This window comes from Streptomyces sp. NPDC006872, from assembly GCF_040635845.1.
Classification (GTDB): Bacteria; Actinomycetota; Actinomycetes; order Streptomycetales; family Streptomycetaceae; genus Streptomyces.
Genome location: NZ_JBEYIL010000005.1, coordinates 247,825 through 272,116, shown reverse-complemented (window position 1 = coordinate 272,116; position 24,292 = coordinate 247,825). Strand labels below are relative to the sequence as shown.

20 protein-coding genes and 1 tRNA gene are annotated in these 24,292 nt (G+C 67.6%); 15 read left to right on the top strand and 6 right to left on the bottom strand.

What is annotated here, in order from left to right; genetic code table 11:
* Positions 1-782 precede the first annotated feature (782 nt).
* Positions 783-1,394: a DUF4232 domain-containing protein gene (locus ABZ725_RS17065; protein ID WP_358803443.1), complete on the bottom strand. Its 612-nt coding sequence runs from the start codon at positions 1,392-1,394 to the stop codon at positions 783-785.
* Positions 1,395-2,096: 702 nt separating this feature from the next.
* Between ABZ725_RS17065 and ABZ725_RS17060 the strand changes: the two genes are divergently transcribed.
* The 3 genes from ABZ725_RS17060 to ABZ725_RS17050 all read left to right on the top strand — a co-directional run bounded on the left by ABZ725_RS17060 (position 2,097) and on the right by ABZ725_RS17050 (position 7,665).
* Positions 2,097-3,389 (top strand): helix-turn-helix domain-containing protein, encoded by a 1,293-nt coding sequence (locus ABZ725_RS17060; protein WP_358803442.1) that lies wholly within the window; start codon positions 2,097-2,099, stop codon positions 3,387-3,389.
* A gap of 1,369 nt (positions 3,390-4,758) precedes the next feature.
* Positions 4,759-6,492 carry an AIPR family protein gene (locus ABZ725_RS17055; protein WP_358803441.1) on the top strand — a complete coding sequence of 578 codons (1,734 nt, stop codon included), beginning with the start codon at positions 4,759-4,761 and terminating at the stop codon, positions 6,490-6,492.
* Positions 6,493-7,131: 639 nt separating this feature from the next.
* Complete coding sequence (locus ABZ725_RS17050) at positions 7,132-7,665, top strand: NUDIX hydrolase (protein WP_358803440.1); 534 nt, start codon at positions 7,132-7,134, stop codon at positions 7,663-7,665.
* Here ABZ725_RS17050 and ABZ725_RS17045 read toward each other — a convergent pair.
* The gene (locus tag ABZ725_RS17045) at positions 7,643-8,983 is read right to left on the bottom strand and encodes a hypothetical protein (protein WP_358803439.1); all 1,341 of its coding nucleotides are present in this window, start codon (positions 8,981-8,983) and stop codon (positions 7,643-7,645) included. The two genes, ABZ725_RS17050 and ABZ725_RS17045, sit on opposite strands and share 23 nt — an antisense overlap.
* A 114-nt stretch (positions 8,984-9,097) precedes the next feature.
* On the opposite strand from ABZ725_RS17045, the gene ABZ725_RS17040 reads away from it, so the two are divergent.
* The 3 genes from ABZ725_RS17040 (at position 9,098) to ABZ725_RS17030 (ending at position 10,941) form a co-directional block, all read left to right on the top strand.
* Positions 9,098-9,340 (top strand): hypothetical protein, encoded by a 243-nt coding sequence (locus ABZ725_RS17040; protein ID WP_358803438.1) that lies wholly within the window; start codon positions 9,098-9,100, stop codon positions 9,338-9,340.
* A 250-nt stretch (positions 9,341-9,590) separates the two neighbouring features.
* The gene (locus tag ABZ725_RS17035; protein ID WP_358803437.1) at positions 9,591-10,034 is read left to right on the top strand and encodes a hypothetical protein; all 444 of its coding nucleotides are present in this window, start codon (positions 9,591-9,593) and stop codon (positions 10,032-10,034) included.
* Positions 10,035-10,104: 70 nt separating this feature from the next.
* Positions 10,105-10,941 carry a protein kinase gene (locus tag ABZ725_RS17030; protein WP_358803436.1) on the top strand — a complete coding sequence of 279 codons (837 nt, stop codon included), beginning with the start codon at positions 10,105-10,107 and terminating at the stop codon, positions 10,939-10,941.
* An 812-nt stretch (positions 10,942-11,753) separates the two neighbouring features.
* Here ABZ725_RS17030 and ABZ725_RS17025 read toward each other — a convergent pair.
* Positions 11,754-12,245 carry a GntR family transcriptional regulator gene (locus ABZ725_RS17025; protein ID WP_358803435.1) on the bottom strand — a complete coding sequence of 164 codons (492 nt, stop codon included), beginning with the start codon at positions 12,243-12,245 and terminating at the stop codon, positions 11,754-11,756.
* A 171-nt stretch (positions 12,246-12,416) separates the two neighbouring features.
* Here ABZ725_RS17025 and ABZ725_RS17020 point away from each other — a divergent pair, with 171 nt between their 5' ends.
* The 7 genes from ABZ725_RS17020 to ABZ725_RS16990 all read left to right on the top strand — a co-directional run bounded on the left by ABZ725_RS17020 (position 12,417) and on the right by ABZ725_RS16990 (position 18,155).
* A complete protein-coding gene (locus tag ABZ725_RS17020) occupies positions 12,417-12,767 on the top strand; it encodes a hypothetical protein (protein ID WP_327375127.1) in 351 nt (116 codons plus the stop codon).
* A complete protein-coding gene (locus tag ABZ725_RS17015; protein ID WP_358803434.1) occupies positions 12,764-12,976 on the top strand; it encodes a hypothetical protein in 213 nt (70 codons plus the stop codon). The genes ABZ725_RS17020 and ABZ725_RS17015 overlap by 4 nt, the downstream gene beginning before the upstream one ends.
* Entirely contained in the window at positions 12,973-14,388 is a 1,416-nt protein-coding gene (locus ABZ725_RS17010; RefSeq protein ID WP_358803433.1) for a cell division protein FtsK, read from the top strand. The genes ABZ725_RS17015 and ABZ725_RS17010 overlap by 4 nt, the downstream gene beginning before the upstream one ends.
* A 50-nt stretch (positions 14,389-14,438) precedes the next feature.
* Positions 14,439-15,143 (top strand): DUF2637 domain-containing protein, encoded by a 705-nt coding sequence (locus ABZ725_RS17005; protein ID WP_358803432.1) that lies wholly within the window; start codon positions 14,439-14,441, stop codon positions 15,141-15,143.
* Between the two features lie 154 nt (positions 15,144-15,297).
* Entirely contained in the window at positions 15,298-16,761 is a 1,464-nt protein-coding gene (locus ABZ725_RS17000) for a replication initiator (protein ID WP_358803431.1), read from the top strand.
* Between the two features lie 60 nt (positions 16,762-16,821).
* Complete coding sequence (locus tag ABZ725_RS16995; protein WP_319670859.1) at positions 16,822-17,004, top strand: helix-turn-helix domain-containing protein; 183 nt, start codon at positions 16,822-16,824, stop codon at positions 17,002-17,004.
* The gene (locus ABZ725_RS16990) at positions 17,004-18,155 is read left to right on the top strand and encodes a tyrosine-type recombinase/integrase (RefSeq protein WP_358803430.1); all 1,152 of its coding nucleotides are present in this window, start codon (positions 17,004-17,006) and stop codon (positions 18,153-18,155) included. The genes ABZ725_RS16995 and ABZ725_RS16990 overlap by 1 nt, the downstream gene beginning before the upstream one ends.
* Before the next feature lie 90 nt (positions 18,156-18,245).
* Here ABZ725_RS16990 and ABZ725_RS16985 read toward each other — a convergent pair.
* From ABZ725_RS16985 to ABZ725_RS16975, 3 genes are all read right to left on the bottom strand, one after another.
* Positions 18,246-18,318, bottom strand: a tRNA-Arg gene (locus tag ABZ725_RS16985).
* Positions 18,319-18,383: 65 nt separating this feature from the next.
* The gene (locus ABZ725_RS16980) at positions 18,384-19,916 is read right to left on the bottom strand and encodes a helix-turn-helix domain-containing protein (protein ID WP_358803750.1); all 1,533 of its coding nucleotides are present in this window, start codon (positions 19,914-19,916) and stop codon (positions 18,384-18,386) included.
* A 198-nt stretch (positions 19,917-20,114) separates the two neighbouring features.
* Complete coding sequence (locus ABZ725_RS16975; protein ID WP_358803429.1) at positions 20,115-21,440, bottom strand: M6 family metalloprotease domain-containing protein; 1,326 nt, start codon at positions 21,438-21,440, stop codon at positions 20,115-20,117.
* Positions 21,441-21,837: 397 nt separating this feature from the next.
* Here ABZ725_RS16975 and ABZ725_RS16970 point away from each other — a divergent pair, with 397 nt between their 5' ends.
* Both ABZ725_RS16970 and ABZ725_RS16965 read left to right on the top strand, forming a co-directional pair.
* Positions 21,838-22,482 (top strand): TetR/AcrR family transcriptional regulator, encoded by a 645-nt coding sequence (locus ABZ725_RS16970; RefSeq protein WP_358803428.1) that lies wholly within the window; start codon positions 21,838-21,840, stop codon positions 22,480-22,482.
* Positions 22,483-22,740: 258 nt separating this feature from the next.
* Positions 22,741-24,276, top strand: coding sequence for an MFS transporter (locus ABZ725_RS16965; RefSeq protein WP_351914520.1), 1,536 nt, complete (start codon positions 22,741-22,743; stop codon positions 24,274-24,276).
* Positions 24,277-24,292: the final 16 nt, after the last annotated feature.

The window sequence follows — 24,292 nt, the reverse complement described above, 5'->3', positions numbered from 1 at the left end:
CGTCGGCTGGCGTGCGACCCGCGCACTTCCACGCTAGGTCGCCACCATCACCACGGCGACCGGGGACGCGGATGCGGTCCTCGCTGTGAGCGAGGACCAGTACCACGGCGTGCTCGGGCACAGCGGCGGGGTGGCGGGCACCGCACTGCGTGCGGTTCGCTGCCCAGGGCGCCGGAGCAGAACAGCACGCCGCCGGGGCCGGGTCACGGCGTGTACGTCGATGAGCATCGGTGGCGCATGCGGCCGGGGGAGAGTGCCGCTCGCCATCGCCATCGTCCAAGAAGATGCACAAGCGGCGCGCCATGCAGCTGGCCAAGGCGAAGGCCAAGCTGGAGAAGGCGGAGCGGACGGCCCGCGAGGCTGCCGAGGCGGTGGCCGCCCTGGAGGAAGGCGTCGCGTGATGGGTGCCTGATCCGTGCCGGGGAGCCGTAAGCGAAGGGGCCGCCCCACCGCACGGTTGCGGTGGGGCGGCCCCTCGCGTCTCCCTCGGATCAGGTCAGCCGGGGTCGGCGGCCTTCCTCCCAAGCCCGGTCGATCAACTTCTCGTACCGGCGCCGGGCCGGCTCATCCTTGACGGGCATCCTGCACAGCTCCCCACCATTCGTGCGCACGGCAGGTGTGCCATATGTGTGCTGCCAGCGCAGGAGCCCTCCCGTCCGCGTGGGTGGGGGTGTCGTGGTGCTGCCGCGCCATCGGCCGACTTCGGCCGACTTCGGCCGGTGTTCAGTAGGCCATGCGAGCGTTCTGGTCAGCCGCCGGGAGGCGGTTCCGATCGAGGTCCGTCACTTCGACATGATGAAGTCCAGGGCGAAGCCGGGAGCAGTCGTCCAGTAGGTGACCCGCTGAAAGTCGTTGGCGTACAACGTGTCGACGGGCATGGGGACATCGATCGGCTTGCCCGCGCGGCTGCCGGGCTCACGACCCTGGAGGCTGAGGGTGATGCTCTTCGCCTCGTACTCATCCATGGGGCCGTTGACGAGCAGAGCGGCATATGCCTCCTTACCCGGAGCGAGGGTCACGGGCACGCCCGGGGTCGCGTCGCTCTCCTTGATCACGGGGGCCGTGGTCCGACCGTCACCGAGCCGCACGAGAGGGTAGCGGTAGAGGTTGCACTTCTTGTCGCCGGCGTTCTGGACGGTGAGGAGGAGATGCCGGGCGTCCTTGCTGTCTGCGGGCTCCGTCACGGCGGACACCCCGAGGACCTCCTGGGAGCAGGCGGCGATGGCGCCCTTGGCGCTGCTGCCGCCCGAGCGGTGCGTCACCGCGTCATCGGCCTTCCCGCTGATCGTCCACGGCCCGGTGGTGGAGGCCTGTGCCGACACACCGCACCCAAGAGCCAGGACGAGACCCGCGGCCACGGCCACACGGTGGGTCGCAAGGGACTTCATGTTCATATGCGTGTTCCTTTTCCGATCGGTATGAGGTCGCGTGCCGGGCTGTCGCCGCCACACCACCCGCCTCCTTCTCGCACCGCGTTGGCGGGGCGAAGTGGTCGGGCACCCCCTTGAGCGTCCGCGCCCTGCACCCGGGTGCCCAAAGAGACGGGTGTCTCCGTGGACGGGTGAGTCGGGGTGTGGACGGGTGAGTCGGGGTGTCGTGGCGCTGCCGTGCGGTCGGCCGCTTCAGCCGGTGCGACAGCCATAGCGTCGGATGCCTCGTGGGGCTGGGACAACGGCTGCCCCCAACCTGCAACGGTGGGACGATCCCACCCCCGACAACCTGCAGAGACAAGGAAGCCTGGGATGCCTGTCCGGGATGGGAAACCCCCTGAGGCCGGCGTCCGGACACCCGGGAGACTCGACCCGCGCCCGCCCCCGGTGGTGACCCCGGAGGGCAGAGGCGATCGGGCAAGGGGCGATCGCCCGCTACCAAGGCGCATGCGTCGACGTCCCGCGGCCCTGGGGCGCCGCCTTCCGCACCGCCGGAGGGTGGTCCCGAGGAGAGGGATGGCTCAACTCTGCAACCATCCCAGCCTTATTGACGTGCAGGTATGGAGAGTGCTGGGGATGCCGTCCCGGATCAGGACCTGACGTGACCTGACGTGACCTGACCTGATGGGACGGCACAGGCCGACGGATGGATGCGATACGGACCACATGGATGCAATCCACGACGACGTAGCGGAGTTCGCGCTACTGCTGACGCGTCTGAAGGACCGCACGGACCGCAGCTACGCGGCGCTGGCCCGCCGGCTGGGCATGAACGCCTCCACGCTGCACCGCTACTGCGCCGGTGAGGCCGTTCCCACGGACTTCACCAGGATCGAGCGGTTCGCCGCACTCTGCGGAGCCTCCCCCGAGGAACGCGTGGAGTTGCACCGCCGGTGGATCCTGGCAGTCGCGGCACGGCAACGACCACGCCCATCCGACGCCCGGCGGGCACCGACGCCCCACGACACCACGAGCACCGTCGCATCGGCCGCATCCACGAGCCACAGCAGCCCGGCAGACAAGGCACCCGAGCCGGCCTCACCGGCGGACCCACGCCCAGGGCCGACCTCACCGGCCGACCGGCGGCCCCATGCCGGGCGCCCCCGACGACGGCCCGTGCGATCGATGGTGCTGGCTGCCTCGCTCGCCATTGCCCTCGCCGGCCTCACCACATCCGCTGCCGGGCCTCCCTCCGGTGGCGGTGGGTCGTCGGCCTCCGCCCGCACCACACCGGGACCTTCAGCGCCGGCCACGCACAGCGACGGCAGCCCGCAGAAGAACCGGGCGAGCGCCGGCCCGGTCCCGCCGCAGGCCCCGCTCACCTGGACGGCCAACTCCCAGCTCTGGCAGCTCGAATGCGACCACGACTACGTCATCGCCAAGCCGCCGCAGGAGGTCCCACCACCGCCGACCCCGGCGGACGCCGCGGTGTGGGCCGCCTCCCAGGGGGCGGTGCACGGGCGCACCACCAATCTGCGGATCACGGTGCAGGGACGCGGTTCCGCCGCCGTCGTCCTGGAGGCACTGCACGTGCGCGTGGTCAACCACACCACCCCCGCCTCCCGCCGGGGCATCGCCTACTCCACGTACGAAGGCTGCGGCGCCATCCTCGTCCCCCGCTACTTCTCCGTGAACCTCGACGCGCGCCGCCCCCTGGCCCGTTCGATGCCCGGCAACGACCCGGACAGACCGGCCCCCGCGATCGGCTTCCCCTACCAGGTGTCCCTGCGGGAGCCGGAGGTCCTGCTGCTCGCCGCGAGCACCGAGTCCTGCACCTGCGACTGGTACCTCGAACTCGACTGGTCCTCACAGGGGCGAACCGGCACGATGCGCATCGACGACCACGGCCGCCCGTTCCGCACCACCAGCATCACGGGGCTACCGCACTACTGGTACCGCAACCCCCTTGGCTGGGTCCCCATGACCACCGCCGACGACAAGGCGGAAACCGGCGACTGACGAAACAACAGGCCGCACAGCCCGTCCGACAGCAGGACCAGCGGGGGCAGGGGCCCGGCCGTCCCCGCCGCGTAGGCAGGATCCGGGCGGGACCGGGGCAGGGGAGGCGGTGCAAGCCACCGTGTGGTGTCAAGGCCTGGCAATTGCCCAGCAATTGCTGCGGGCCCTGATGAACACGGCCGTGGACGACGAGCTGATCCGGCGCGACCCGTGCCGAGTCAAGGGGGCGGATCGCTACGACGTGCCCGAGCGGCTGATCCTCACGGTGCCCGACTCCCTCGCGCCGCGCTACCGGCTGCTCCTGCTCTTGGCGGCCCTCACCACGCTGCGGTTCGGGGAGCCGGCGGCCCTGCGGCGTCGGGACCTCGACCAGGAGGGGCTGCTGAGTTGCAGAGCGGGCGGCTCTTCGACAAGGGCCCGAAGTCTGCGGACGGGGTCCGTACCGTCTCCTTCTCCTTCTCCTTACCGGCCGAGCTGCTCGACGACGTCACGCGTCACCTGGAGCAGTCCGCGGCTCCTGTCCGTGACGGTCACGTCTTCGTCGGGCCACCGGCTAGGGGATGTGGATTCCGCGTGGACGTTAGTGGCACGCGTGTGGCACGACCTCGAACACGACAAAGGGCCAGCCTGGGAGGAAACCCCTCCTGAGCTGGCCCTTTTCCTGTGCCCCCGGCAGGATTCGAACCTGCGACACCCGCTTTAGGAGTTCGATCCGAGCCCACTCCGGCTGCTGCTGGCGACTGGTGCGACGGCCGGACAGAGTCGCTGGCGTACACCTCCGTCCGGCGTCGTTGATGTCAGACGTGGATGTCAGAAACCTCTGATCCGTAGGATCGGGCAACAAGCTGTGCGGGGCTCAAAAGGGCCTCGCATCTCGTGGACTCATATTGGCGATCACGGGCCGTTGCGTGCCGTCGTCCGCGTCAGAGCTGCCGTCAGCTCCCAACAGCGACACTAAGATGATGATCTTCTGGCCCATCAGCCTTAGCAACTCTGACATGTAACACGCCAACAGGCAGTGACCAAACGAGGTCGCACACGCTCCGCGTGACTGGCTGAGTTACAACCCTCTTGACGGGTTCAAGACACATGGCTCGCTCGCGCTCGCCGGGCTCGTGGCACGGCCGAGGTGCCGCCGCTCTTGTCTCCGCCCCGCTCCGGCGCATCGGCCGTGAGCCAGATGGCTAGAGCAGGGCTACACGGCGGAGGCGGCGCAGATTGCCAGCAGGGGGCCGTCGTAGTTCAGCCAGCGGAGGCTTCCCGATCAACGGCCACTCCTACTTCAAGCAAGTGGGGTGCGTCCGGTCGTTTCTTGCGCGAGACTATGACGCAGAAATATCACCCCCTATCTGCAGAACAAGGTGAAAACGTGGCAGGCAACAATCTCGTCCTAATTGACCAAATCCTTGCCGAGCGTCAGTCTCAACGTGTTGCTCCCCTAGAAAACGACAAAGCATTTGAAATTTTCGCATGTGAGCAGGCTCTCCATGCGCAAGAGCTTTCAGAGGAAGAAATCGAGTCTGGCGTCGTGGGGGGAGGAGATGACGGAGCAATTGATGGGGTATATGTATTCCTTGGGGAACGCCTACTGGGAGAAGATAGCGAGATTTTCGAGCAGGACTTCACATCGTCCAGCATCGAAATCGGCACCCTCCTAACGCTTTGGCTAGTGCAGGCAAAGACCACCCCATCTTTCTCTGAGAAAGCAATCGACTTGGTGGCATCGTCCACTGCGCGAATGCTTGATTTGAGCGTTGATGAGAATGCACTGCGTCAGCTGTACTCCGATGCCGTCATCGCGCGCGTAAAGCTTTTCCGTGACGCTTTGCGGAAACTCGCAATTCGTCACCCCAAGGTTCAGGTAAAATTCTCGTATGTCACGCGAGGGGATATTGGCGAAATTAACGCCAAGGTGCTCGTCAAGGCGAGGGATCTGGAGACCCAGTTCGGTAGATTGCTTGCCAATGCTTCAGGCAAGGTCGAATTCCTTGGTCCGGCAGAACTATGGGAGCGCGACAGTAGTCGGCCATCATATACCCTTGAACTTCCCTACCGAGAGAGCATCACTCACGGCACGAGCCACATTGCACTCGTATCACTCAAGGAGTACGTCGAATTTCTCCGCGACGACAAGGGGATTTTGAGACGGCATATTTTTGACTGGAACGTACGCGACTACCAGGGTGCAGTTGAAGTGAATAAAGAGATTGTCGCTTCACTCCTCGATCCCAATTCCCCCGAGTTTTGGTGGCTTAATAACGGTGTTACCATCATTTGCTCGAATGCTTCCTCTATTGGTAAGAAGTTGGTCCTCGATGACGTGCAGATCGTCAACGGCCTCCAGACTTCTCACACCATTTACAATGCGCTCACCCCTCTACTGGATGCTGACCCAGAAAATTCAGTGTTCGAGCGGCTAGTCCAGGTGAGGATTCTCTACACCAAAGATCCCACTTATCGAGATGCAGTAATTCGAGCAACCAACCGACAGACCAATGTGCCTGTGGCGTCACTTCGCGCCACGGATGATATCCAGAGAAAGATCGAAGCTTATTTCTTGGAGTGCGATTGGTTTTACGATCGACGCAAGAATTTCTATCGCAATAACGGGAAATCCCCTGAGCGGATCGTTAGTATTTCATTGCTTGCGCAGGCGACAATGGCCATGGGTCTTGGTCAACCTGATAGCGCTCGGGCGCGTCCGTCGAGTCTTCTCAAGGCTGACCGAGAGTACAAGAAGGTCTTCTCCGACTCGACACCCCTTCCGGTCTATCTTTGGCTCGCACGCGCCCAGCGTAAGGTAGACGGTTTTCTTCAATCCGAGCTAGCGTCAATCAGCGGGCCCGAGCGTACAAATCTTCGATTCCATCTCGCGATGATGGCAGCTGTTGACCTCGCAGAGAGGCGCATTTACAGCCCCCGTCAATTGGGGGTATTGGCCGAGGGGGATTCGCTACCTGAAATTGAGCGACTTTCGGAGCTTCTCGCGGTGCTACGTGACCTATTTTCCAAATATCAGAAGAGGGAAAGCGATGGCCCTGACAAGGCGGCTAAAAGCACCGGATTTGTCGCGTACGTCTTGGATGAGCTCAACAGTAAATAGCTTCTCCGGCGAGGCTGCTGCCTGACTGTCATTTCACGCTGTTGTGACTCCTGCGGAGCCGTGAACCCCACGTGCAGGCAGGGTCAAATGTTGTTCACGTAGCTTCCCAGGCTGGCGTCCGACCGTCCTTAAGGGTCGGCCATCCTGGCTACTTCTGGTCGACGACGCAAGCGGATAGCGCGGCTGAGGCCGGAGGGGGTACAGCGAGGCATAGGCGCGCCTGCATGGTCGGTGCCCACCATTGTGGCTGATTGTCGCTGGCTGAGGCTCAGACGCTCCGGGGCCCAGCGCCCCAAGTGACGTTCGAGGCGAAGGGGCCGTGCCATTCGCGTGTCGGATGCTGCGGAGAACCACGGGGAACAGCGGGGACTGGATCGGGGCGCGACCAGGGCCCCGACGCCACGCCGCCGCAGGTCAGCGCTGCGACCGCAGCCAAGAAACCCAAGCTTCTCAAGGTGGGCTTCGACGGACCTCGCCTGCCGCCACGTCCGGGATTCCTCCTTGTGGCGCACGGCCAGTCCTCGGAGTGCAAGTCACCCGCAGAACATCTCGTCAATGTGACGCGAAAGGGCCCGAAGCGTATGCGGCCTATCAGGGGCAGTCTGAGATCCTAGAGACCGATCGAGAGGGGCCGCAGGTATGGAGTGGAAGACCCACGGTGAGCGACAGATCTACACCAACAAGTGGGTGAACCTGTGTCTGGTCGACGTCCAACAGCCTGACGGGCGCAGGTGGGAGTACCACGTCGTTCGGCTCAGGCACCTGGCCGTGGCTGCCGTGGTCAACGACCGGCAAGAGGTCCTGATGATGTGGCGGCATCGCTTCATCACGGACTCGTGGGCCTGGGAGTTGCCCATGGGCCTGGTCGAGGAGGGCGAGTCTCCTGAGGAGGCGGCGGCACGTGAGGTCTTGGAGGAGACGGGTTGGTGTCCTGGGCCTATCAAGCCGCTGATCTACGCTGAGCCAGCCAACGGGATCACCGATTCGCAGCACCACGTTTTCCGTGCGGACGGGGCGACTTACGACGGTCCGCCTACGGAGAAGAACGAGTCGGACCGGATCGAGTGGATCCCCCTCAGTGAGGTGCGCGGGATGATCGACCGGCGGGAGATCGTCAGCAGCGGGTCTCTCGTTGGACTTCTCTACCTGCTCATGGATGAAGCGATCCGCTGACCGGTGGGAGGACTGCCCGTAGCCGTGCCTCGAAGGCCAGGGCTACGGGCTCCTGCCTGTGTGGGGCCAACTGGTCGTAGAACTCCCTGAGATGGCCCGAGACGCGCTCGGAGGCCACTGCCGACGCGGACTCCAGCGCCTGTGTGGCGGTACTGCACGCCTGATCGAGCTTGCCTTGGTCCAGCTGGGTACGAGCCAACCAGAAGGCGTGGAAAGCCCGGCCGCGCTGATTGGTGCGGGCTTCTCGGCGCAACGCGTCCGCGATCAATGGTTCAGCCGTCGCTGCCTCGCCGAGTCGGCCGTGGGCAATGCCTGTGTCGACTATGAGCTTGAGTTCGTCGAAGTAGGTCACCCATGACGGGTCCGGGTCGCTCGTCTGGATCTGCTCGAACTGGCGGTGTGCTTCCCCGATTGCTCGGTGAGTCGACGTGTGGCTGCCGAGCGTGGCATGGGCGAATGCCTCGCGCATGGACAGCATCGACAGCACTCGCGGTGTCGTCCCAAGATCTGAGCGGGCTTGGTCCTGGGCGGCGGTCACGAGTGCCAGGGAGTCCGCGGGCTTGTCCTGGTAGGTCGCCTGCAAGCTCATGCAGGCAAGGACGTTGGCCATGAACTGGCGGTCGTCGATGGCCTTGGCGAGTTGCAGGGCCTCGGTGAAGTAGGCGCGGGCCTGGTTGTACTGGCGGGCGTCGAAGTAGGTCCAGCCGGTGAGGCGGGCGAGCTCGGCCGCGATTCCGTACAGGCCGTTCTGGATGGACGGCGGTCGGCTCTCCTTCAGCAGTCCCACCACGTAGCGGAGCTGGCCGACGACGGCCGGCCGCAGTGCCTCGCCGCCATGCTGGTCGTCCCGTCGCCAGTAGTCCTCAATGGAGGACCGGAACGCTTCAAGCGTGGCTGTGCTGAGGTTGGTCCGTGTAGCCAACGCCAAAATGCTGTCCACATCCGGGCCCGGTAGGGATGCAGGTGACGGCTCCTGAGGCTCCGGCACTTGAGGTGCTTCGCGCTCGGTGACTGCGAGAGCCTGGGGCGTCTCCCAGGGGCGGCGGGCAAGACCGAGCATGCCCCCTGGGATGCGCAAGCCGTCTGAGATGCGCTCGATCACGTCCATGTGGAGCAACTGGCGTCGCCCAGCGATGACTTCGCCGACCCGGCTCGGAGTCAGTTCGCATCGCCTCGCGATCATCGACGGGTAGATGCCCGCTCTGGTCTTCACCAGCCGGAAGACTCTGGCAAAGTCCCGTACCCGGCACGCATTGATCATCTCGGGATCGGTGAGCAGCCGGACAGGAAGCTCCTGCGGCCGGTCGGCGTCGGGCACTGGGCAAGCTCCCACACTGCGAGGGCTACGCAACGTCGCGGATTCTCTACTTGCCGCGATGTTACCCAAGTTGGGTAATCAGCCTGACCTTTTGGCGGGGGTGCCCGGTTCGCGATGCTCGTGTGCATGGCGAGCAATCAGCAGCCCAGACCAGCCGTCGGCGAACTGGCGAAAGACAGCGGCACCGGACGTATCGGCGTCGTCATGGGCGAGCTCGGTGGCCGTGTGCAGATGCGGCCGGTCCGTGGCGGCAAGGAGTGGGATGCCATGCCGGGAAACGTGGTGGCACCCGGTGCGCGGGAGGAACTGAGCGCACGCCTGGCCGTGCGGAACGGCAACAGTCAGGTCCCGCTGTGATGCGCGCCGTCGGCCGGTATGCCGGGGTCCTGTTCATCGTCTGCATCAGCGGTGCGTGCGGTCTGGTGATCGGCATGGCCCTCGGGACCGGCCAGTAGACCGGCCGCCCCGGACGGGTGCCGATCCGCCCGGCTTCCCGTCCCCGTCCGGGGCCGGCTAAAAAGCCCGCTTCCCGATCGTCTCTGAGCCGAGCTCGGCGATCGGGACGGGTCGTACGTGTCCTGCACGACCTCACCTGAGGAGATTGCACATGACGGCAACAGCGAACGATCAGAGGGCCGGTCGCGCGGTGGCTGGTGAAGAGCTGTTCGAGAGCCTGGCCCGCTTCGTGGTCGTCCACAACGGGCAGTCCCCCGAGCGCGCTGAGCGGATCGCGGACCAGGCGGTCGCGTTCCTGGTCACGGCGGCCACCGCCACCGTCCCCATGGTTCCGTCCGACGACGTCGACCTCGGCCTGCACGCGCTCATCCTGCACACGAAGGAATACGCCGGGCTCTGCGAGCAGCACGCGGGCCGCTTCCTGCACCACAACCCGAAGCCGGGTGGAGGAGCGCGCGACCCGGAGAAGGTCGCCGCCTCGGCACGCGCCATGAAGGCGGCCGGGTTCGTGGTCTTCGACGACCTGTGGACCGTGGACGGCACGAACCTCGCACAGTGCGACTCGGACTGCGGCCGACCGTACGGTCAGGCGTAGCTCACGACAACAGCGGCGCGGCCGGCCTCGACTCGTGGTCGGCCGCGCTCGCCTGGAGGGAGAAGAGATCTTGTCCGGCCCAACCCCTGAACTGCCGATCGTGGTGCTCGACGCGCTCATGCCCACGACTCAGCGCATGGTCATCAATCGTCGGGGCTCCATGGTGTGGGAGGTGGAGAGCCACCGGGGCCATTTCGCCGTGAAGCTCGGTTATCCGATCGAGGCCACGGCCGAGTGGCCTGCCCAGCCGTGGACCGCTCTCGCCCCCGCACGCGAGGGCGCCGTTCTGCATCGCCTCGGGCTCGACGCTGTTGCGTACGGCGAGTGGGAGCGCGGCACGTGGAACTTCCAGCCGTGGCACGAGGGGCCTGACCTCTACAGGTTGTGGGATCCATGCCGTAAGGCGGGTTCGTCCATCAAGCCCCACATCAGCGTGGCGCTGGGATGTGCCGAGGCACTGGCCGATCTCCACGTGAGGGGCTGGGCACACGGCGACGTGCAACCTGCCCACTTCATCGTCGGGCCGGAACGAACGCACCTCATCGACCTCGCCCTGGCCCGGGGCGGGCAGGTGCCCCAGGGGTACGACTTCCCGTTCCGCGGCTGTCTCGTCCACTACGAGGCGCCGGAGATCGCGCGCAGCGTGCTCGACACCGGGGAAGCGGAGCCGACGCAGGAAGCCGACGTCTACGCGCTCGGGGCGTCGCTGCTCATCTCCGCCACGGGCTGGCGGGCGGTCGAGTACCCGGACGACGCTCCGCGCCCTGTGCAGCGGGAGGCAGTGGCCAACGGTCGGCGTCGGCCCGTGAAGGTGCCCGGTGAGCTGGGCGAACTGGTCGACGCGATGCTCAGCCATGCGCCGGGGGACCGGCCCACCATCTACGAGGTGGGCAAAGCGCTGATCTGACCCCGAACCCCAACAACAGAAGACCGGACCACCCCTCAGCCTCGACAGCATTCCGGGTGGTCCGGTCGCGGAAGCCCTGATCAGGACCCCGGTGCCGATGGTACCGGGGCGGTCGTCGTGCTCGGATTCGGGTGTGGCTACAACCCCTGTCGGCTGTCGTTGAGTTAGGGAGGAGAGCGGTTGAAGTCCAGGAATTGGAAGCGCAGTTCTGACCTGCGCCACCGAAAGTCAGCCACGACGGCGAGTGCGCCGAACGAGCACCCGTCACGTGTGTCTCCAGCAACCCCGTCCCGGCATCAGCCACGTTTCCCGGTTTCGACACGGCGGTCATCCGGGCGGCGGGGTCGTGTCTGCTCGGGCTCGGCCTGGTCCTGGTCCTGGTCGTGGTCCTGGTGCTCGGGCTGGTCGAGCTGCTTCCTGGCCTGGCTGTCTGCCTTGGCGGTGCTGCGCGCTGAGTGGCCGGGGGCCGGCGCAGCGGTGGCGGAGACAGGGAGCGGCGGCGGCCCCCGGCCGCCAGCGCGCGCGGACCGCCGTAGGCGGGCCGCCTTGATCCAGTAAAGAAACTCTGAACAGCGCGCAGCCCGGGGAATCCCGACCGAACGGATGTTCGAGAGAGCGTGGCACGGAACGACGGCACGGCGGTAAGCAGGGAGCGATGACCGAGCACATTCCGGACAACGAAATGGGGTCGACCAGCATTCACGTCGGGGACACGGATCAGGTAGTCGCGCTGATCGAGGAGATGCGGGCCATGGTCGGCCGTCTCAGCAGGGAGACCAGAGAGTTGCGAGAGGAAGTGGCCCAGCTCAGGACTACGGCTTCGGCTGCTGAGCTGCCTTCAACTCCTCGACCTCGCGGCGCAGTTCCTGATGATCAGCGCTGAGGGCCCGGATCTCGTCACGTAGTGCGGTGAGTACTTCAGCAAGGGTGGTCCCGACGTCTTCAGCCGCTTCGGTGTCGTCGGGCCCGCCCGTCCCCTGCCCTGCCGGGCCGGCCTGCTCGCCCTTGTTCGCCAAGTACCAAGCTGGAGCGGTGTAGTTCGCTGAGGGCTCCCCGCCAGGGTTGTGGTCTGCGACGAAGCTCCCTCGACCATGGATCGTGTAGATCAAGCCCTCATCGCGCAGCACGTTGAGCGCGGACCTCATGGTCATGTTGGCCACGCCGAAGCGTTCCTGTAGCTCGCGAATGGCCGGCATCTGCTCGCCCGGCTTGATCCGCCCCTGCAAGATGTCGCGCCGAAGCTCGTCGGCAGCGTGCTGATACGGCGGCCGACGATCCTGCTTGCTCTCTGGCGCGGGGCTCATGGCCCAAGAGTAGCGATTCCTAGCACCCCTAGCACACCCCACTGACATAGGTGGCCTATGTCAGCTGATACCTAGCTCACCCGATTCACTTGACTCTGCTAGGTCAGCTATGTTCAATGGTGATCACGCCCCACCGCCCTGGTGGAGCGCAACTGAAAGGAACCAACTCCCATGGCACGCATCCGTGTTGGCCTGCTCCCTACCTCGTCGTTCATGGTCGGCACCCTGCCGGTGCCGAAGTACGCGGACCAGGAGAAGACGCAGTTCGCCACCGACCGTGAGACCGGCGCGAAGCTCTACACGATCACCCTCTTCTTCATGGAGGAGGACCGTGCCGAAGCTCTGAAGATCACCGTTCCGGAGACCGGTCTGCCCAACGGACTCCGACCGGGTGTCCCGGTCATGCCGGTGGAGCTGTTCGCCACTCCGTGGGCGCGGATCTTCAACGGCTCGCTCTCGGACGGCATCGCCTACCGCGCGGCTCGGCTGGACCTGGTGGCCCCGGCTGCTGAGGCGGCGTGAGCAACAACGATCGCCGGTCCGGCGCTGAGCGCAGCTATCCGCTGCCTCACGCCGGGCCGGGGGCGCAGTTCACCGAATCACTCGTGACCTCGGTGGCGGCCGTGCTCGTCGCCTACGGCTATCCCCGCCTCGACGCCTCGGCGGATCGGGCGGCCCTCGAATCGGCCCTCACGGCCTTCCTCTACAACCCGTTGGAGAGTCGTACATGAAGGATCCGAACGCCCCGGCGGAAGGCGTCATCGGCAACGTCCCGCTCATCGTCGCCCTGCCGCTCGCCGTGCTCGCCGGATGGGCGGTCTGGTGGATCGTCCGCTACGTTCGCGCCGATGCCATGACCCGGCAGTCCATACGGCAGGCCATACGCGTGCGGTGGGGCTGGAAGCGGCTCGCAGCGATGCTCAAGCTGTCGGCCACGGACAAGACCCCGACCGCGCTGGCGTCACTGGCGAACACGAACGGCAAGCCCATCAAGCCGCGCGTCCTCATCCCCTCCCTGAAGGTGAAGCACGACGCGTACGGAGTGATCGCGCGGGCCCAGTGCCTGCCCGGCGTCGGGCTTCAGCAATTCCAGAAGGCGGGCCCGCACCTGGCGGACGCCTGGCGGTGCACACGAGTGGCGGTCACCCAGGACAAGCCTGGGCAGGTCCTCATCCGGGGCGTGCGACTGGACCCGCTGAAGTTCCCCACCGAGCACCACCCCACGGGGGAGCCGCCGGAGGAGACAGCCCAGTGGGACCTGGGCCTCGACGAGTACGCGCAACCCGTGTCCGTGAACCTCACACAGGTGCCCGGCGTGACCGTGGCCGGCCTCCCCGGCTTCGGCAAGACCAGCCTGATCAACCGACTCCTTTCCGACTGGGCACCGTCGCCCGCAGTGCAGTTCGCCTGCGCGGACGGCAAGGTGTCGGCCGCGTACGAGGGGGACTACGCGGACTGGGTGCAACGCATGTTCGCCTTCGTGGGCGATGACCTGGAAGAAGCCAACAAGCTGTTCCGGCACCTGGTGGAGCTCCGCCGCGCCCGGTCGGCATCGGTGCGCCAGGTGCTCGGGGTGAAGTCCATGTGGGATGTCGGCCCCTCCGAGAACTGGCCGCTGGTCGTGCTGATCGTCGACGAAGCCCACACCTACTTCCGCGACCACAAGGGCAGCGACCAGCAGACGAAGAAGCTGGCTGCGCTCGCCGCCGAGAACGCCCGGCTCGTCGAAGACCTGGTGAAGAAGGGCCGGTCCGTGGGGCTGCTTGTCATCCTCACCACTCAGAAGTCCACCGGCGACGCGATCCCCACCTTCATCCGCGACGTCTGCCCCGTGGGCCTGAGCTTCGCCCAGAAGACCGCCGAAGCCGCCGTGGCCGCGCTCGGCGAAGAGATCCGGGAGTGGCCGGACGCCAACCCGATCAACCTCCAGGACCCGACTTACGTCGGCGTCGCGTCCATGAACCACCAGTCGCAGCCCGGCTTCACCCGCATCCGCACGCCCTACGTGCCCGACGCGGAAGCGGCTCGCGTCGCCGAACAGACGGCCGGTCTCACCGCCGACCCATACGCGCTCCTGGAAGCAGTCCTCGGCCCTCGCATGGCGGACGTGGACCTCACCAAGCTCGACGCCCAAACGGCCTGACCTGCATCGCCCGCACGTTCCCAACACCCCTGGAGAGGAGGTGAACACCCATGACAGAGGACCGGATCACTCAGCGCACCATCACCGCCGTCATGATCGTCATTGCCGCGCTGGCGTTCGTCTTCTCCTTCGGCAACGTCTGGTCCCTCGCCCTGCGCCTGGGCGTCCCCGGCCCGATCGCACCGCTCATCGCCCCGATGGTGGACCTCTCCGTGGTCGGCCTCCTGGTCGCCCTGCGCTACCTCTCCCTGCGCGGCCTGCCCGCCGAACAGATGACGGCCGCCACCCGTCTGATGCACTTCTCCGGACTGCTGACCCTGGCCCTCAACGTCGCAGAACCGATCGTGGCCGGACACTACGGCCGCGCCGCCGTCGACGCGGTGGCCCCGCTGCTCCTCCTCGGCTGGGGCTCCGTCGGCCCCCAGCTCCTGCGCGCCTTCCACACCGTCGCTCGTCCCGCCGTACCGGCTTCCCTGCCGGACGAGATCGAGTCGGTACCTGACACGGCTTCTGACGCATCCCGCCCTGCGGTGCCACTCGCCATTCCGGCCCCGGCCCCGGCTCCCGTCGCTCCTCGCATCGCCCCGGCTGCTGCCTCGCCTGCGATCAAGGTTCCTGAGCCGCTGCTGACCGAAGCACGCTCCATCGCGACGTCCCACCACGCCGAGCACGGCGAACCGATCACGGCGGCCCAGCTCAAGACGCGACTAGCGATCGGCCTGCCCATGGCCACCGCGCTACACGCCGCTCTGTAGAGCCACACCCTTCCGCCGGCCTCCCCGGCACTTCCCACCCCTGCCCGCCCCCGGGCCCGCCCTGCCATGCCTGCGGGCAGCAGCCCAAGCGCACTGAATCACTGCTGCCCGCAGGTCACCCCACCCTCGCGCCAGAAAGGACGCCTCGCCACCCATGCGCCGCCACCTCGACCTGCGCCACATCGTCAGCCCCGGTCTGCGGGACCTGGTCGAACTGGCCAACACCGACGACTTCGACCGCGTGACGGAACAGGTCCGCGACCTTCGCGGCTGCACCAGCCCCGTCAACCTGCACGGCTGGACCGTCACCACCGACCAGACCACCAAGCAAGTGGTCCGTTCCTACCGCTCCGAGGACGAACCCTCCGGCCGCCTCCTCACCACCTGCGGCAACCGCCGCGCCTCCCGCTGCCCCGCCTGCTCCCGCCTCTACGCCGCCGACACCTACCACCTGATCAAAGCCGGACTGTCCGGCGGCAAGAACGTCGCCGAAGCCGTCCGCGACCACCCCCGCGCCTTCGTAACCCTCACCGCCCCGTCCTTCGGCCCCGTCCACAACCGCCCCACCACCGACGCGGGCAAGCCCCGCCCCTGCGCATGCGGCGAAAGCCACCCCCAGGACGCACCCGAACTCGGCACTCCACTCCACCCGGCAAGCTACGACTACACCGGCGCCGTTCTGTGGAACGCCCACGCCGGGGCCCTGTGGGCACGCTTCACCACCTACCTGCGCCGCGCCCTCGCCGAGCACCTCGGCATGACGCAGAAGGCGCTCAACTCGGCCCTCCGCGTCTCCTTCGCCAAGGTCGCCGAGTACCAACAACGGGGCCTGGTCCACTTCCACGCGGTCGTCCGCTTCGACGGTCCCGACGGCCACACGACCTCGCCCCCTGCCTGGGCCACCTTCGACGCCCTGCACGCTGCCGTCGGCCTGGCGGTCGAGCGCGCCCGGCTCCTCGTCGAGTCGGACGCCGTCGGCGAACGCGTCGTCAAGTGGGGCGACCGCTTCAAGGTGGACCAGATCTCCGCCCTGGGCGACGGCGAACTCACGGACGCCAAAGTCGCCGGATACGTCGCCAAGTACGCCACAAAGAACGCCGAGGGCGCGGGCACCGTAGACCGCACCCTCGTATGCCGCCCCTGCTCCGGACGCGGCCACGTACGCGGCCCGGACGGCTTCCGCGACCTCTGCGCCGACTGCGACGGCACCGGCCAAGCCGAATCCCTCACCAGCCTCCCCGTCCAGCAGCACGCCCGGCAGATGATCCGCACCGCCTGGGCGCTCGGCCACCTCCCCGAGTTCGCCCACCTGAAGCTCTGGAAGTGGGCGCACATGCTCGGCTTCCGCGGCCACTTCTCCAGCAAATCGCGCGCCTACTCGACCACCCTCGGCGCACTCCGCGACGTACGCCGCGCCTGGCGCACCGCCCAGGCCGAAGCCGCCCGCGTCCGGGCCGGCCTTCCGGTCGACGACGAGAACACCACCCTCGTCACCGCCTCCTCATGGACCTACCTCAGCAGCGGCTACCGCCCCGGCGAAGAGCTCCTCGCCGCCCAAGTCCGTCACGAGATCACCCACACCCAACGCGCCAAACAAGAAGGGCTGCTGCCCGCATGACGACGACCTGGCTCGCCGCATCGCTCGAACCCGCCCCCGGAACGGAAGCAGAGCCCACCCATGCCTGACGAAGAGCTGCTGACGGTCCCGGACGTCATGGCCCGACTCAAGCTCGGCCGCTCCACGGTCTACGACCTGATCCGTTCCCGGCGTCTGCCCTCGCTCACGATCGGCCGGTGCCGACGCATACCAGCGCGCGCTGTCCGCGACTACATCACCAACGAACTGGAGGCGGCGGCCTGATGGCCCAGCAACGCAAGCGCAATCCGAACGGTGCGGGCACCATCACCAAGCGCAAGGACGGTCGCTTTCAGTGTGCGGTCTACGTGCTCCAGCCGGACGGCACACGCGCCCGCAAGTTCGCCTATGGCAAGACCTGGGCCGAGTGCGACGCCAAGCGTCGTGAGCTGCTCGACAAGGTGGATCAGGGCATTCCCGTGCCCACCAAGTCCGCCAAGCTCTCCGAGTGGCTGCCGTACTGGCTCGACAACGTCATCAAGCCGCAGCGGAAGCTCAGCACCTTCGACAAGTACGAGGCGCACGTCCGGCTCTACCTGGTGCCCCTCCTCGGTGCCAAGCGGCTCGAATCGCTCGGCGTCGCCGACGTCCGTCGCTTCCTCGTCCGCTTGGAGAAGGAGACCACTGCCGCAACCGCCAAGGAGGCACACCGAGTTCTGCGCTCGGCGCTGACCTCGGCCTGCCGCGAGGAACTGATCACCCGCAACGTCGCCAAGCTCGTCGAGCCGCCCCGCACGGCCACGCCAGAGCTGCACCCCTGGACCCTCGACGAGACGCTCGACTTCCTCGCCGCCTCCCGCAAAGACCCGCTCTACGCGGCCTTCGTCCTCGCCATAGCCATGGGCCTCCGCTGGGGAGAGATCGTCGGCCTTCGCTGGTCGGCCCTCGACCTTGACAACCGAGTGCTCTACGTCCGCCACCAGGTGCAGCGTCGCCGTGGCGTCCTGTACGACGACGACCCCAAGAGCCGCCGTCGCCGAGCCGTCCCGTTGCCCGCTCTCTGTATCGCTCCCTTGCGCTGGCACCGCATGCGACAGACTGCGGCTCGCGTCAAGGCGGGGGAGAAGTGGCAGGACTCCGACTACGTCTTCGCTACCCGTACCGGCCGTCCCATCGAGCCGCGTAACCTCTACCGCTCCTTCACCCGCGTCGCCCAGTCGGCCGGCCTCCGCGTGATCCGGCTCCACGATGCTCGCCACGGCACGGCCACGCTCCTCACGGCGGCCGGAGTCGCGCCCCGCGTCGTCATGGAAATCCTCGGCCACAGCCAGATCAGCATCACCATGGACGTGTACACGCACGTCGTGCAGGACACGCAGCGGGAAGCCATGAGCCACATGGACCGACTGCTCAGGAGGCGTCCCGGTGGTCGGTAACCGTCGCCGTTGATGTCAGATTTGGATGTCAGAAGGGGGCCACCTCCGAAATTTCGGAGGTGGCCCCCTTCTGACCTGCTGCGCAAGCTGTGCCCCCGGCAGGATTCGAACCTGCGACACCCGCTTTAGGAGAGCGGTGCTCTATCCCCTGAGCTACGAAGGCGTGGGTCGTGGCCCATTGGGTCACAGGCGTCAGCGTACCGGATCTGGGGTGTGGGGGTGCGGGGGTCAGGTCAGGGGGACGTGGGTGAAGCGGGACGCTGTGTGGAGGTCTGTCTCGATGTGCGCGGCCGTTGATCTCAGGGCGGGGAGGATTTCGTCGACGCACTGTTCGGGGGTGCGGCGGGCTGCGTGGGCCGCCGCGTTCAGGGCGGCGATCACCCGGCCGGTGCGGTCGTGGATCGGGACCGCGATCGTGCGTACCCCTTGCTCCAGCTCCTCGTCCATCAAGGTGTAGGGCGACGGGGTCAGGAGGGCTCTGCCCATCGATGTCGAGGCGGCCGGCTGCCGTGTGCCCACCGTGATGTGCACGCTCATGACGTGGCTTGCCGTGGCCTGGGCCGTGTACTGGATCTCGTCGCCTGCGTCGGTCAGGGTCGCCAGGGACGTCGTTTCCTCGATTTCGGCCGTCAGGCTGGTCATGTGCGGGGTTGCGATGCGGGGGAGGGTCGTGCGGGAGAGGGGTGGGAAGCCGAGGGAGAGGACCTGGGGGGTGAGGGTGAAGGTGCGGTGGGCGGCGGGTGTCACCAGGCCCAGATGCTCGTAGGTGATCAGTGCTCGGCGGGTGGTGGCCCGGGACAGGCCTGTTGCCTTTGCCGCGTCCGTCAGGGTCAGTTCTGCCCGGCCCTCGCCGAAGGCCGTCAGTACGGTCAGGCCTCGGGCCAGGGACTCGATGAACTCGCGGCCCAGTTCCTGCTTCGACGCGCCCGTCCAGGTCGCCAGGCCCGCGGGGGGCGGGCCGGGGTGTGGGGGCGGTGCCTGGCGCAGGGTCTCCTCCATCGCCGCCACCGCCGTTCGCAGGCGGGGGAGCAGCGTTGCGCGCAGGTGTGCCGCCGTGTGGCGGCTCGTATGGCTGACGACGTTCGCCACGCAGGCGATCCGGGCGGTTCGCGGATCCCGTACGGGGACGGAGACCGCCACCAGTCCCGGTTCGATCAGCTGGTCGTCCAGGGCGTAGTTCTCGTTCGCCGCCCGCTCGGTCCTCCGTATGAAGTCCCCGTCCTCGTCCCCGCCGTCGTGGCCGTCCGTTGCGTGTGCGGTGTTCGGGGGTGGCGGGATCGTCGGGTACGCGGTGTTCCGGGGGTCCCTCGTGCGGCGTTCGCGCCAGGTCTGCCACTCCTCTTCCGTCCACTCCGTCGCGAACAGCGGGCCCGGCGCGGTGCGTTCGGCCGGGAGCAGGTCGCCGATGCGGAAGCTCAGGGACATCGCTCGGCGGCGGGTCGCCTGGTGGATGAAGCGGATGCCGTCGCGGTCGGCCACCGCCAGGGAGACGGACTCGTCGAGTTCGTCGGCGAGGCGGTCCGCGTGGGCGGAGAGCAGTTCGGGCAGGCGCAGGGCGGCCAGGTAGGCGTTGCCCAGCTCCATGACGCGGGGGGTCAGGATCGCGTCCCGGCCGTCGAGACGGACGTATCCCATGCGGGCGAGGGTGGCGACGATCCGGTCCACGGTCGAGCGGGCCAGGCCTGTGGCGCGTTCGAGTCCGCTGAGGCTCAGCATGCCGTTCGCCTCGGTGAGCCGGTGCAGGACGGCCACGCCGCGCATCAGCGGCGCCACCGCCTCGGCAGGAGGCGTATCGGTCGTGGCCGGGGTGGCCGGGGTGGCCGGGGTGGCCGGGGTGGCCGGGGTGGCCGGGGTGGCCGGGGTCTCGGCGGGGTCGGCGGGCTCGGGGTGTGGCATGTGTGGTGTGTGCTCCCGTGGAGGATCTCCGGGACACCGTAATAGGCGGACGGCGGCCCCCACCTACTTACGCGTCACCCGTACCCGGTAGTCCCCCTTCAGGTCCGCTGCCGTCACCGCGATCTGGATGCCCCGCTTCGGGTCCTTGAAGGTCTCGCCCGGGGCGAAGGGGGCGTCGGAGAGTTCCGCGTGGACGTTGGGGCTGCGGGTGCAGCCGCCGCTGTCGGAGTGGGAGTCGTAGACGGTCACCGGGCCCATGCCGGTGTCGACGTCGGCGTCGACCTTGTAGATGAGGACGCCCGGGCGGCACACCGTCTCGTCGTTGCCGCCGCGGGCGCGCAGTTCGACGGCGTATCCGGTGCGGTTGCTGACCGGGACGAAGACCAGCTTCGGGCCGCCCGTGCGGGAGAGGGGGGTCAGCGGGTACTCCGTCGTGCCCGGCGTCGCGGCGCAGGCCATCTGGGAGGCGTCCAGCCAGCCCAGCTTCCACTTGTGCCAGCCGAGCAGGTCGTTGTTGGTGCCCCAGTCCTCGCTCATGATGTCCCAGTGGCCGACGGCGCCCCCGCCCTCCTGTGTGTAGAGGTCGGGCAGGCCGAAGACATGGCCGTTCTCGTGCGGGAGGACCCGGTAGCCGGTGTGGTCGTAGGAGCCGGAGCCGTCGTCCTGGCGGGAGTAGACGAAGGACGCGTTCGACACCGTCACCCCGTCGGCGACCGGCGCCTCCGTGTTGCCGGCGAACGTCACGGACAGGACCGTGTCCAGCGCGGAGGGGCCCGCGTTCGGGGTGACCAGCACGTTCAGGAGGTCGTACGCGCGGAAGTCCACCGTCGGGTCGGCGGCGGCGACGATGTCCTGGACGAGTTCCCGGTAGCCGGGGTCGAAGGGCGCGCCGCGTTCTATGCCGTACTCGTCGAATGGCTTGGGCATGCGCAGCCAGCGCCGGATCGGGGTCTCGCCGCGGTAGTCGAGGCGGCCGTAGGACGCTGTGCGGAACCATTCCTCGGTCTGCGGGAAGAACTCGCGGTAGCGGCTCAGCGCGCTGCCCCGGCCGGGCGCGTCCGAGAAGTCGATCATCAAGGTGAGGGCGCGGACGGTGCCGGTGGAGCGGGAGTAGCCGCCGGGTGTGGGCAGGCCCTCGGACATCTGGACGGACGCCGCTCCGTTGATCATGCAGGGCGCCAGGGCGGAGGAGCGGGCCAGGGTGAGGGGGCCGGCGCCGGCCGTCGTCGAGCCGGGGGCCGGTGCGAGCCGGGCCGTGCCGGCGGAGGTGCTGACCGCGAGGGTCAGCGCGGTGACGGAGGCCAGGGCGGCGACGCGGCGCGGGCGTATGCGACGGCGGAGCGGCTCGCCTGCGCGGGCCGGGGCGGTACGCACGGGCTGCGGCTGCATGCGGTGCCTTTCACTCCAGGCAGCCACCGGTCACCGGCTGCACCCTCTCGATCACCCTCTGCCGGGGTGCACGCGGGCGCGCGTTGGGGGAGACCGATCGTGGATTACCGGCCGGTATCAACATGTATCAACCGATATCGGCCAGTAGTAGCTGGTATGGACGGGTGTGGGTCGGTCGATACCGGCCTATACCGGCCGATGTCAGCCCGACGGCATCAGTCGATACCGGCCCGGCGGCGCGGAGGTCGAGGCCGTGACCCAGGTCACATCAAGAAACTTCCGGGATCGGGAAATAACCGGGGACGCCCTCCCCGTTTAGTCATGTGTCCGAGCGAAACGGGGAGACGATCCCCGGATCGCGCGCCAGCTACACAGAACACTCAGGTAGGAGTAAGCCGTGCAGACCGCTGTCCCCACCGCGCGCAAGGTGACCCGGCCCCGCGCCGACGCCCTGCGTAACCGGGAGCGGATCGTCGCCGCCGCCCGCGAGATGTTCACCGAGTTCGGCCCCGGTGTGCCGCTCGACGAGATCGCCCGCCGGGCCGGCGTCGGCAATGCCACGGTCTACCGCAACTTCCCCGACCGGGACGCACTGGTCCGTGAGGTCGTCTGCTCGGTGCTGGACCGCACGGTCCGGGCCGGACAGGTCGCCCTCGCCGAGTCCGGTGACGCGTTCGGGGCGCTGGAGCGCTTCGTGCACGCCTCCGCCGACGAGCGGATCAGCGCGCTCTGCCCGATGATCTCCAGCACTTTCGACGAGCACCACCGCGACCTCGAGGCCGCCCGCGAACGCGTCGAGCGGATCATCGAGGAGGTCATGGACCGCGCCAAGGCGGCCGGACAGCTCCGGTCCGACGTCGGCGTCGGCGACGTGATGATCGTGGTGGCCCAGCTCAGCCGGCCCCCCGCCGGCACCGACTGCCTGAGTGCCGACCGCTACGTCCATCGCCACCTACAGCTGTTCCTGGACGGACTGCGGGCCCCGGCCCCCTCCGTACTGCCGGGCACGGCCGTGACCATGGAGGACCTGCGCCGGCCCTGAGGGACCGGACCCTGAGCGATTAGTCCGCTGCGTCGCCGCAGTCATCACACGCATCGAGCGACGGGCCGTAGCCGCCCTGCAACTCGGCTTCCGTACCTCTTTCCGTACCTCTCTCCTCTCTACGTACCTCTTCTTCTGTAGCTCTTTCCGTACTTCGCGTTGCGTACGGCCTTTGGGTAGCGCCTTGCCGTACCTCGCGTTTTCCGTCGTTTCCGTCACCTGACTTTTCCGTCACGAAGTCCCGAAGCGGGTATTCCCATGTCTGAAACAGCCCAGAAGGCCCCCGGTAAGCCGGGCGCCCCGGACTCCAACCGCTGGAAGGCGCTCACGTTCATCGCGCTCGCCCAGCTGATGGTCGTGCTCGACGCGACCATCGTGAACATAGCCCTGCCCTCCGCCCAGCAGGATCTGGGGATCTCGGACGGCAACCGGCAGTGGGTCATCACGGCCTACGCCCTGGCCTTCGGCGGACTGCTGCTGTTCGGCGGCCGGATCGCCGACCTGTGGGGCCGCAAGAACACCTTCGTCACCGGTCTGATCGGCTTCGCCGGGGCGTCCGCCCTGGGCGGCGCCGCGACGAACGAGGCGATGCTGCTCGGCTCCCGCGCCCTGCAGGGCGCCTTCGGCGCACTGCTCGCGCCCGCCGCGCTCTCCCTGCTCGCGGTGATGTTCACCGACGCCAAGGAGCGCGCCAAGGCGTTCGGCATCTACGGTGCGATCGCCGGTGGCGGTGGCGCCGTCGGCCTGATCCTCGGCGGCTTCCTCACCGAGTACCTGGACTGGCGCTGGACGTTCTTCGTGAACATCCCGTTCGCGGTCGTCGCCGCCCTCGGCGCGTACTTCGTCATCCGTGAGCCGGCCGAGGGCCGCAACCGCTCGCCGCTCGACATCCCGGGCGTCGTCCTGTCCACCCTGGGTCTGGTCTCCCTCGTCTACGGGTTCACCCGCGCCGAGTCCGAGGGCTGGGGCGACTCCACGACGATCGGCCTGTTCGTCGTCTCGGCGGTGCTGCTCGCCGCCTTCGTGCTCGTCGAGTCGAAGGTCAAGGCCCCGCTGCTGCCGCTGCGCGTGATCACCGACCGCAACCGCGGTGGTGTGTACCTCTCGCTCGGCCTCGCGATCATCTCGATGTTCGGTCTGTTCCTGTTCCTCACCTACTACCTGCAGATCGTGAAGGGCTACACGCCGGTCAAGACCGGCTTCGCCTTCCTGCCGATGATCGTGGGCATGATCACGGGCTCCACGCAGATCGGCGCCCGGCTGATGACCCGCGTTCCGGCGCGGCTGCTGATGGGCCCGGGCTTCCTGGTCGCCGCGCTGGGCATGCTGCTGCTGACCCAGCTGGAGATCGGTTCCTCGTACGCGGCGCTGCTGCTCCCGGCGATGCTGCTGCTCGGCCTCGGCATGGGCACGGCGTTCATGCCGGCCATGTCCCTGGCCACGCTGGGCGTCGAGCCGCGTGACTCCGGTGTCGCCTCCGCGATGGTCAACACCTCGCAGCAGGTGGGCGGCGCCATCGGTACCGCCCTGCTGAACACGATCGCCGCGTCCGCGACGACGTCGTACATCAAGGACCACATGGCCGGCGCCGCCTCCAAGCCCCAGCAGCAGCTGGTGCAGTTGGAGGGCATGGTGAACGGCTACACCAGCGCCATCTGGTTCGCCGTCGGCATCCTGGTCGCCGCCGCCGCGATCGCCTTCACCTTCATCAACGCCGGCAAGCCGGACCTGGGATCGGTCGCGGGCTCGGGGGCGAAGGACGCCGAGGACGTGGTGCCGGTGATGGCCCACTGAGGACGGCGGCCCTGGC

Excerpts from the sequence above, each read along its gene's own strand:
- ABZ725_RS17040 (WP_358803438.1), top strand. The coding sequence starts at position 9,098 with ATGCTCGTGTGCATGGCGAGCAATCAGCAGCCCAGACCAGCCGTCGGC.
- ABZ725_RS16990 (WP_358803430.1), top strand. The coding sequence starts at position 17,004 with ATGGCCCAGCAACGCAAGCGCAATCCGAACGGTGCGGGCACCATCACC.
- ABZ725_RS17005 (WP_358803432.1), top strand. The coding sequence starts at position 14,439 with ATGACAGAGGACCGGATCACTCAGCGCACCATCACCGCCGTCATGATC.
- ABZ725_RS16965 (WP_351914520.1), top strand. The coding sequence starts at position 22,741 with ATGTCTGAAACAGCCCAGAAGGCCCCCGGTAAGCCGGGCGCCCCGGAC.
- ABZ725_RS16995 (WP_319670859.1), top strand. The coding sequence starts at position 16,822 with ATGCCTGACGAAGAGCTGCTGACGGTCCCGGACGTCATGGCCCGACTC.
- ABZ725_RS16975 (WP_358803429.1), bottom strand. The coding sequence starts at position 21,440 with ATGCAGCCGCAGCCCGTGCGTACCGCCCCGGCCCGCGCAGGCGAGCCG.
- ABZ725_RS17010 (WP_358803433.1), top strand. The coding sequence starts at position 12,973 with ATGAAGGATCCGAACGCCCCGGCGGAAGGCGTCATCGGCAACGTCCCG.
- ABZ725_RS17035 (WP_358803437.1), top strand. The coding sequence starts at position 9,591 with ATGACGGCAACAGCGAACGATCAGAGGGCCGGTCGCGCGGTGGCTGGT.
- ABZ725_RS17050 (WP_358803440.1), top strand. The coding sequence starts at position 7,132 with ATGGAGTGGAAGACCCACGGTGAGCGACAGATCTACACCAACAAGTGG.
- ABZ725_RS17000 (WP_358803431.1), top strand. The coding sequence starts at position 15,298 with ATGCGCCGCCACCTCGACCTGCGCCACATCGTCAGCCCCGGTCTGCGG.
- ABZ725_RS17020 (WP_327375127.1), top strand. The coding sequence starts at position 12,417 with ATGGCACGCATCCGTGTTGGCCTGCTCCCTACCTCGTCGTTCATGGTC.
- ABZ725_RS17025 (WP_358803435.1), bottom strand. The coding sequence starts at position 12,245 with ATGAGCCCCGCGCCAGAGAGCAAGCAGGATCGTCGGCCGCCGTATCAG.
- ABZ725_RS17065 (WP_358803443.1), bottom strand. The coding sequence starts at position 1,394 with ATGAACATGAAGTCCCTTGCGACCCACCGTGTGGCCGTGGCCGCGGGT.
- ABZ725_RS16980 (WP_358803750.1), bottom strand. The coding sequence starts at position 19,916 with ATGCGCGGCGTGGCCGTCCTGCACCGGCTCACCGAGGCGAACGGCATG.
- ABZ725_RS17060 (WP_358803442.1), top strand. The coding sequence starts at position 2,097 with ATGGATGCAATCCACGACGACGTAGCGGAGTTCGCGCTACTGCTGACG.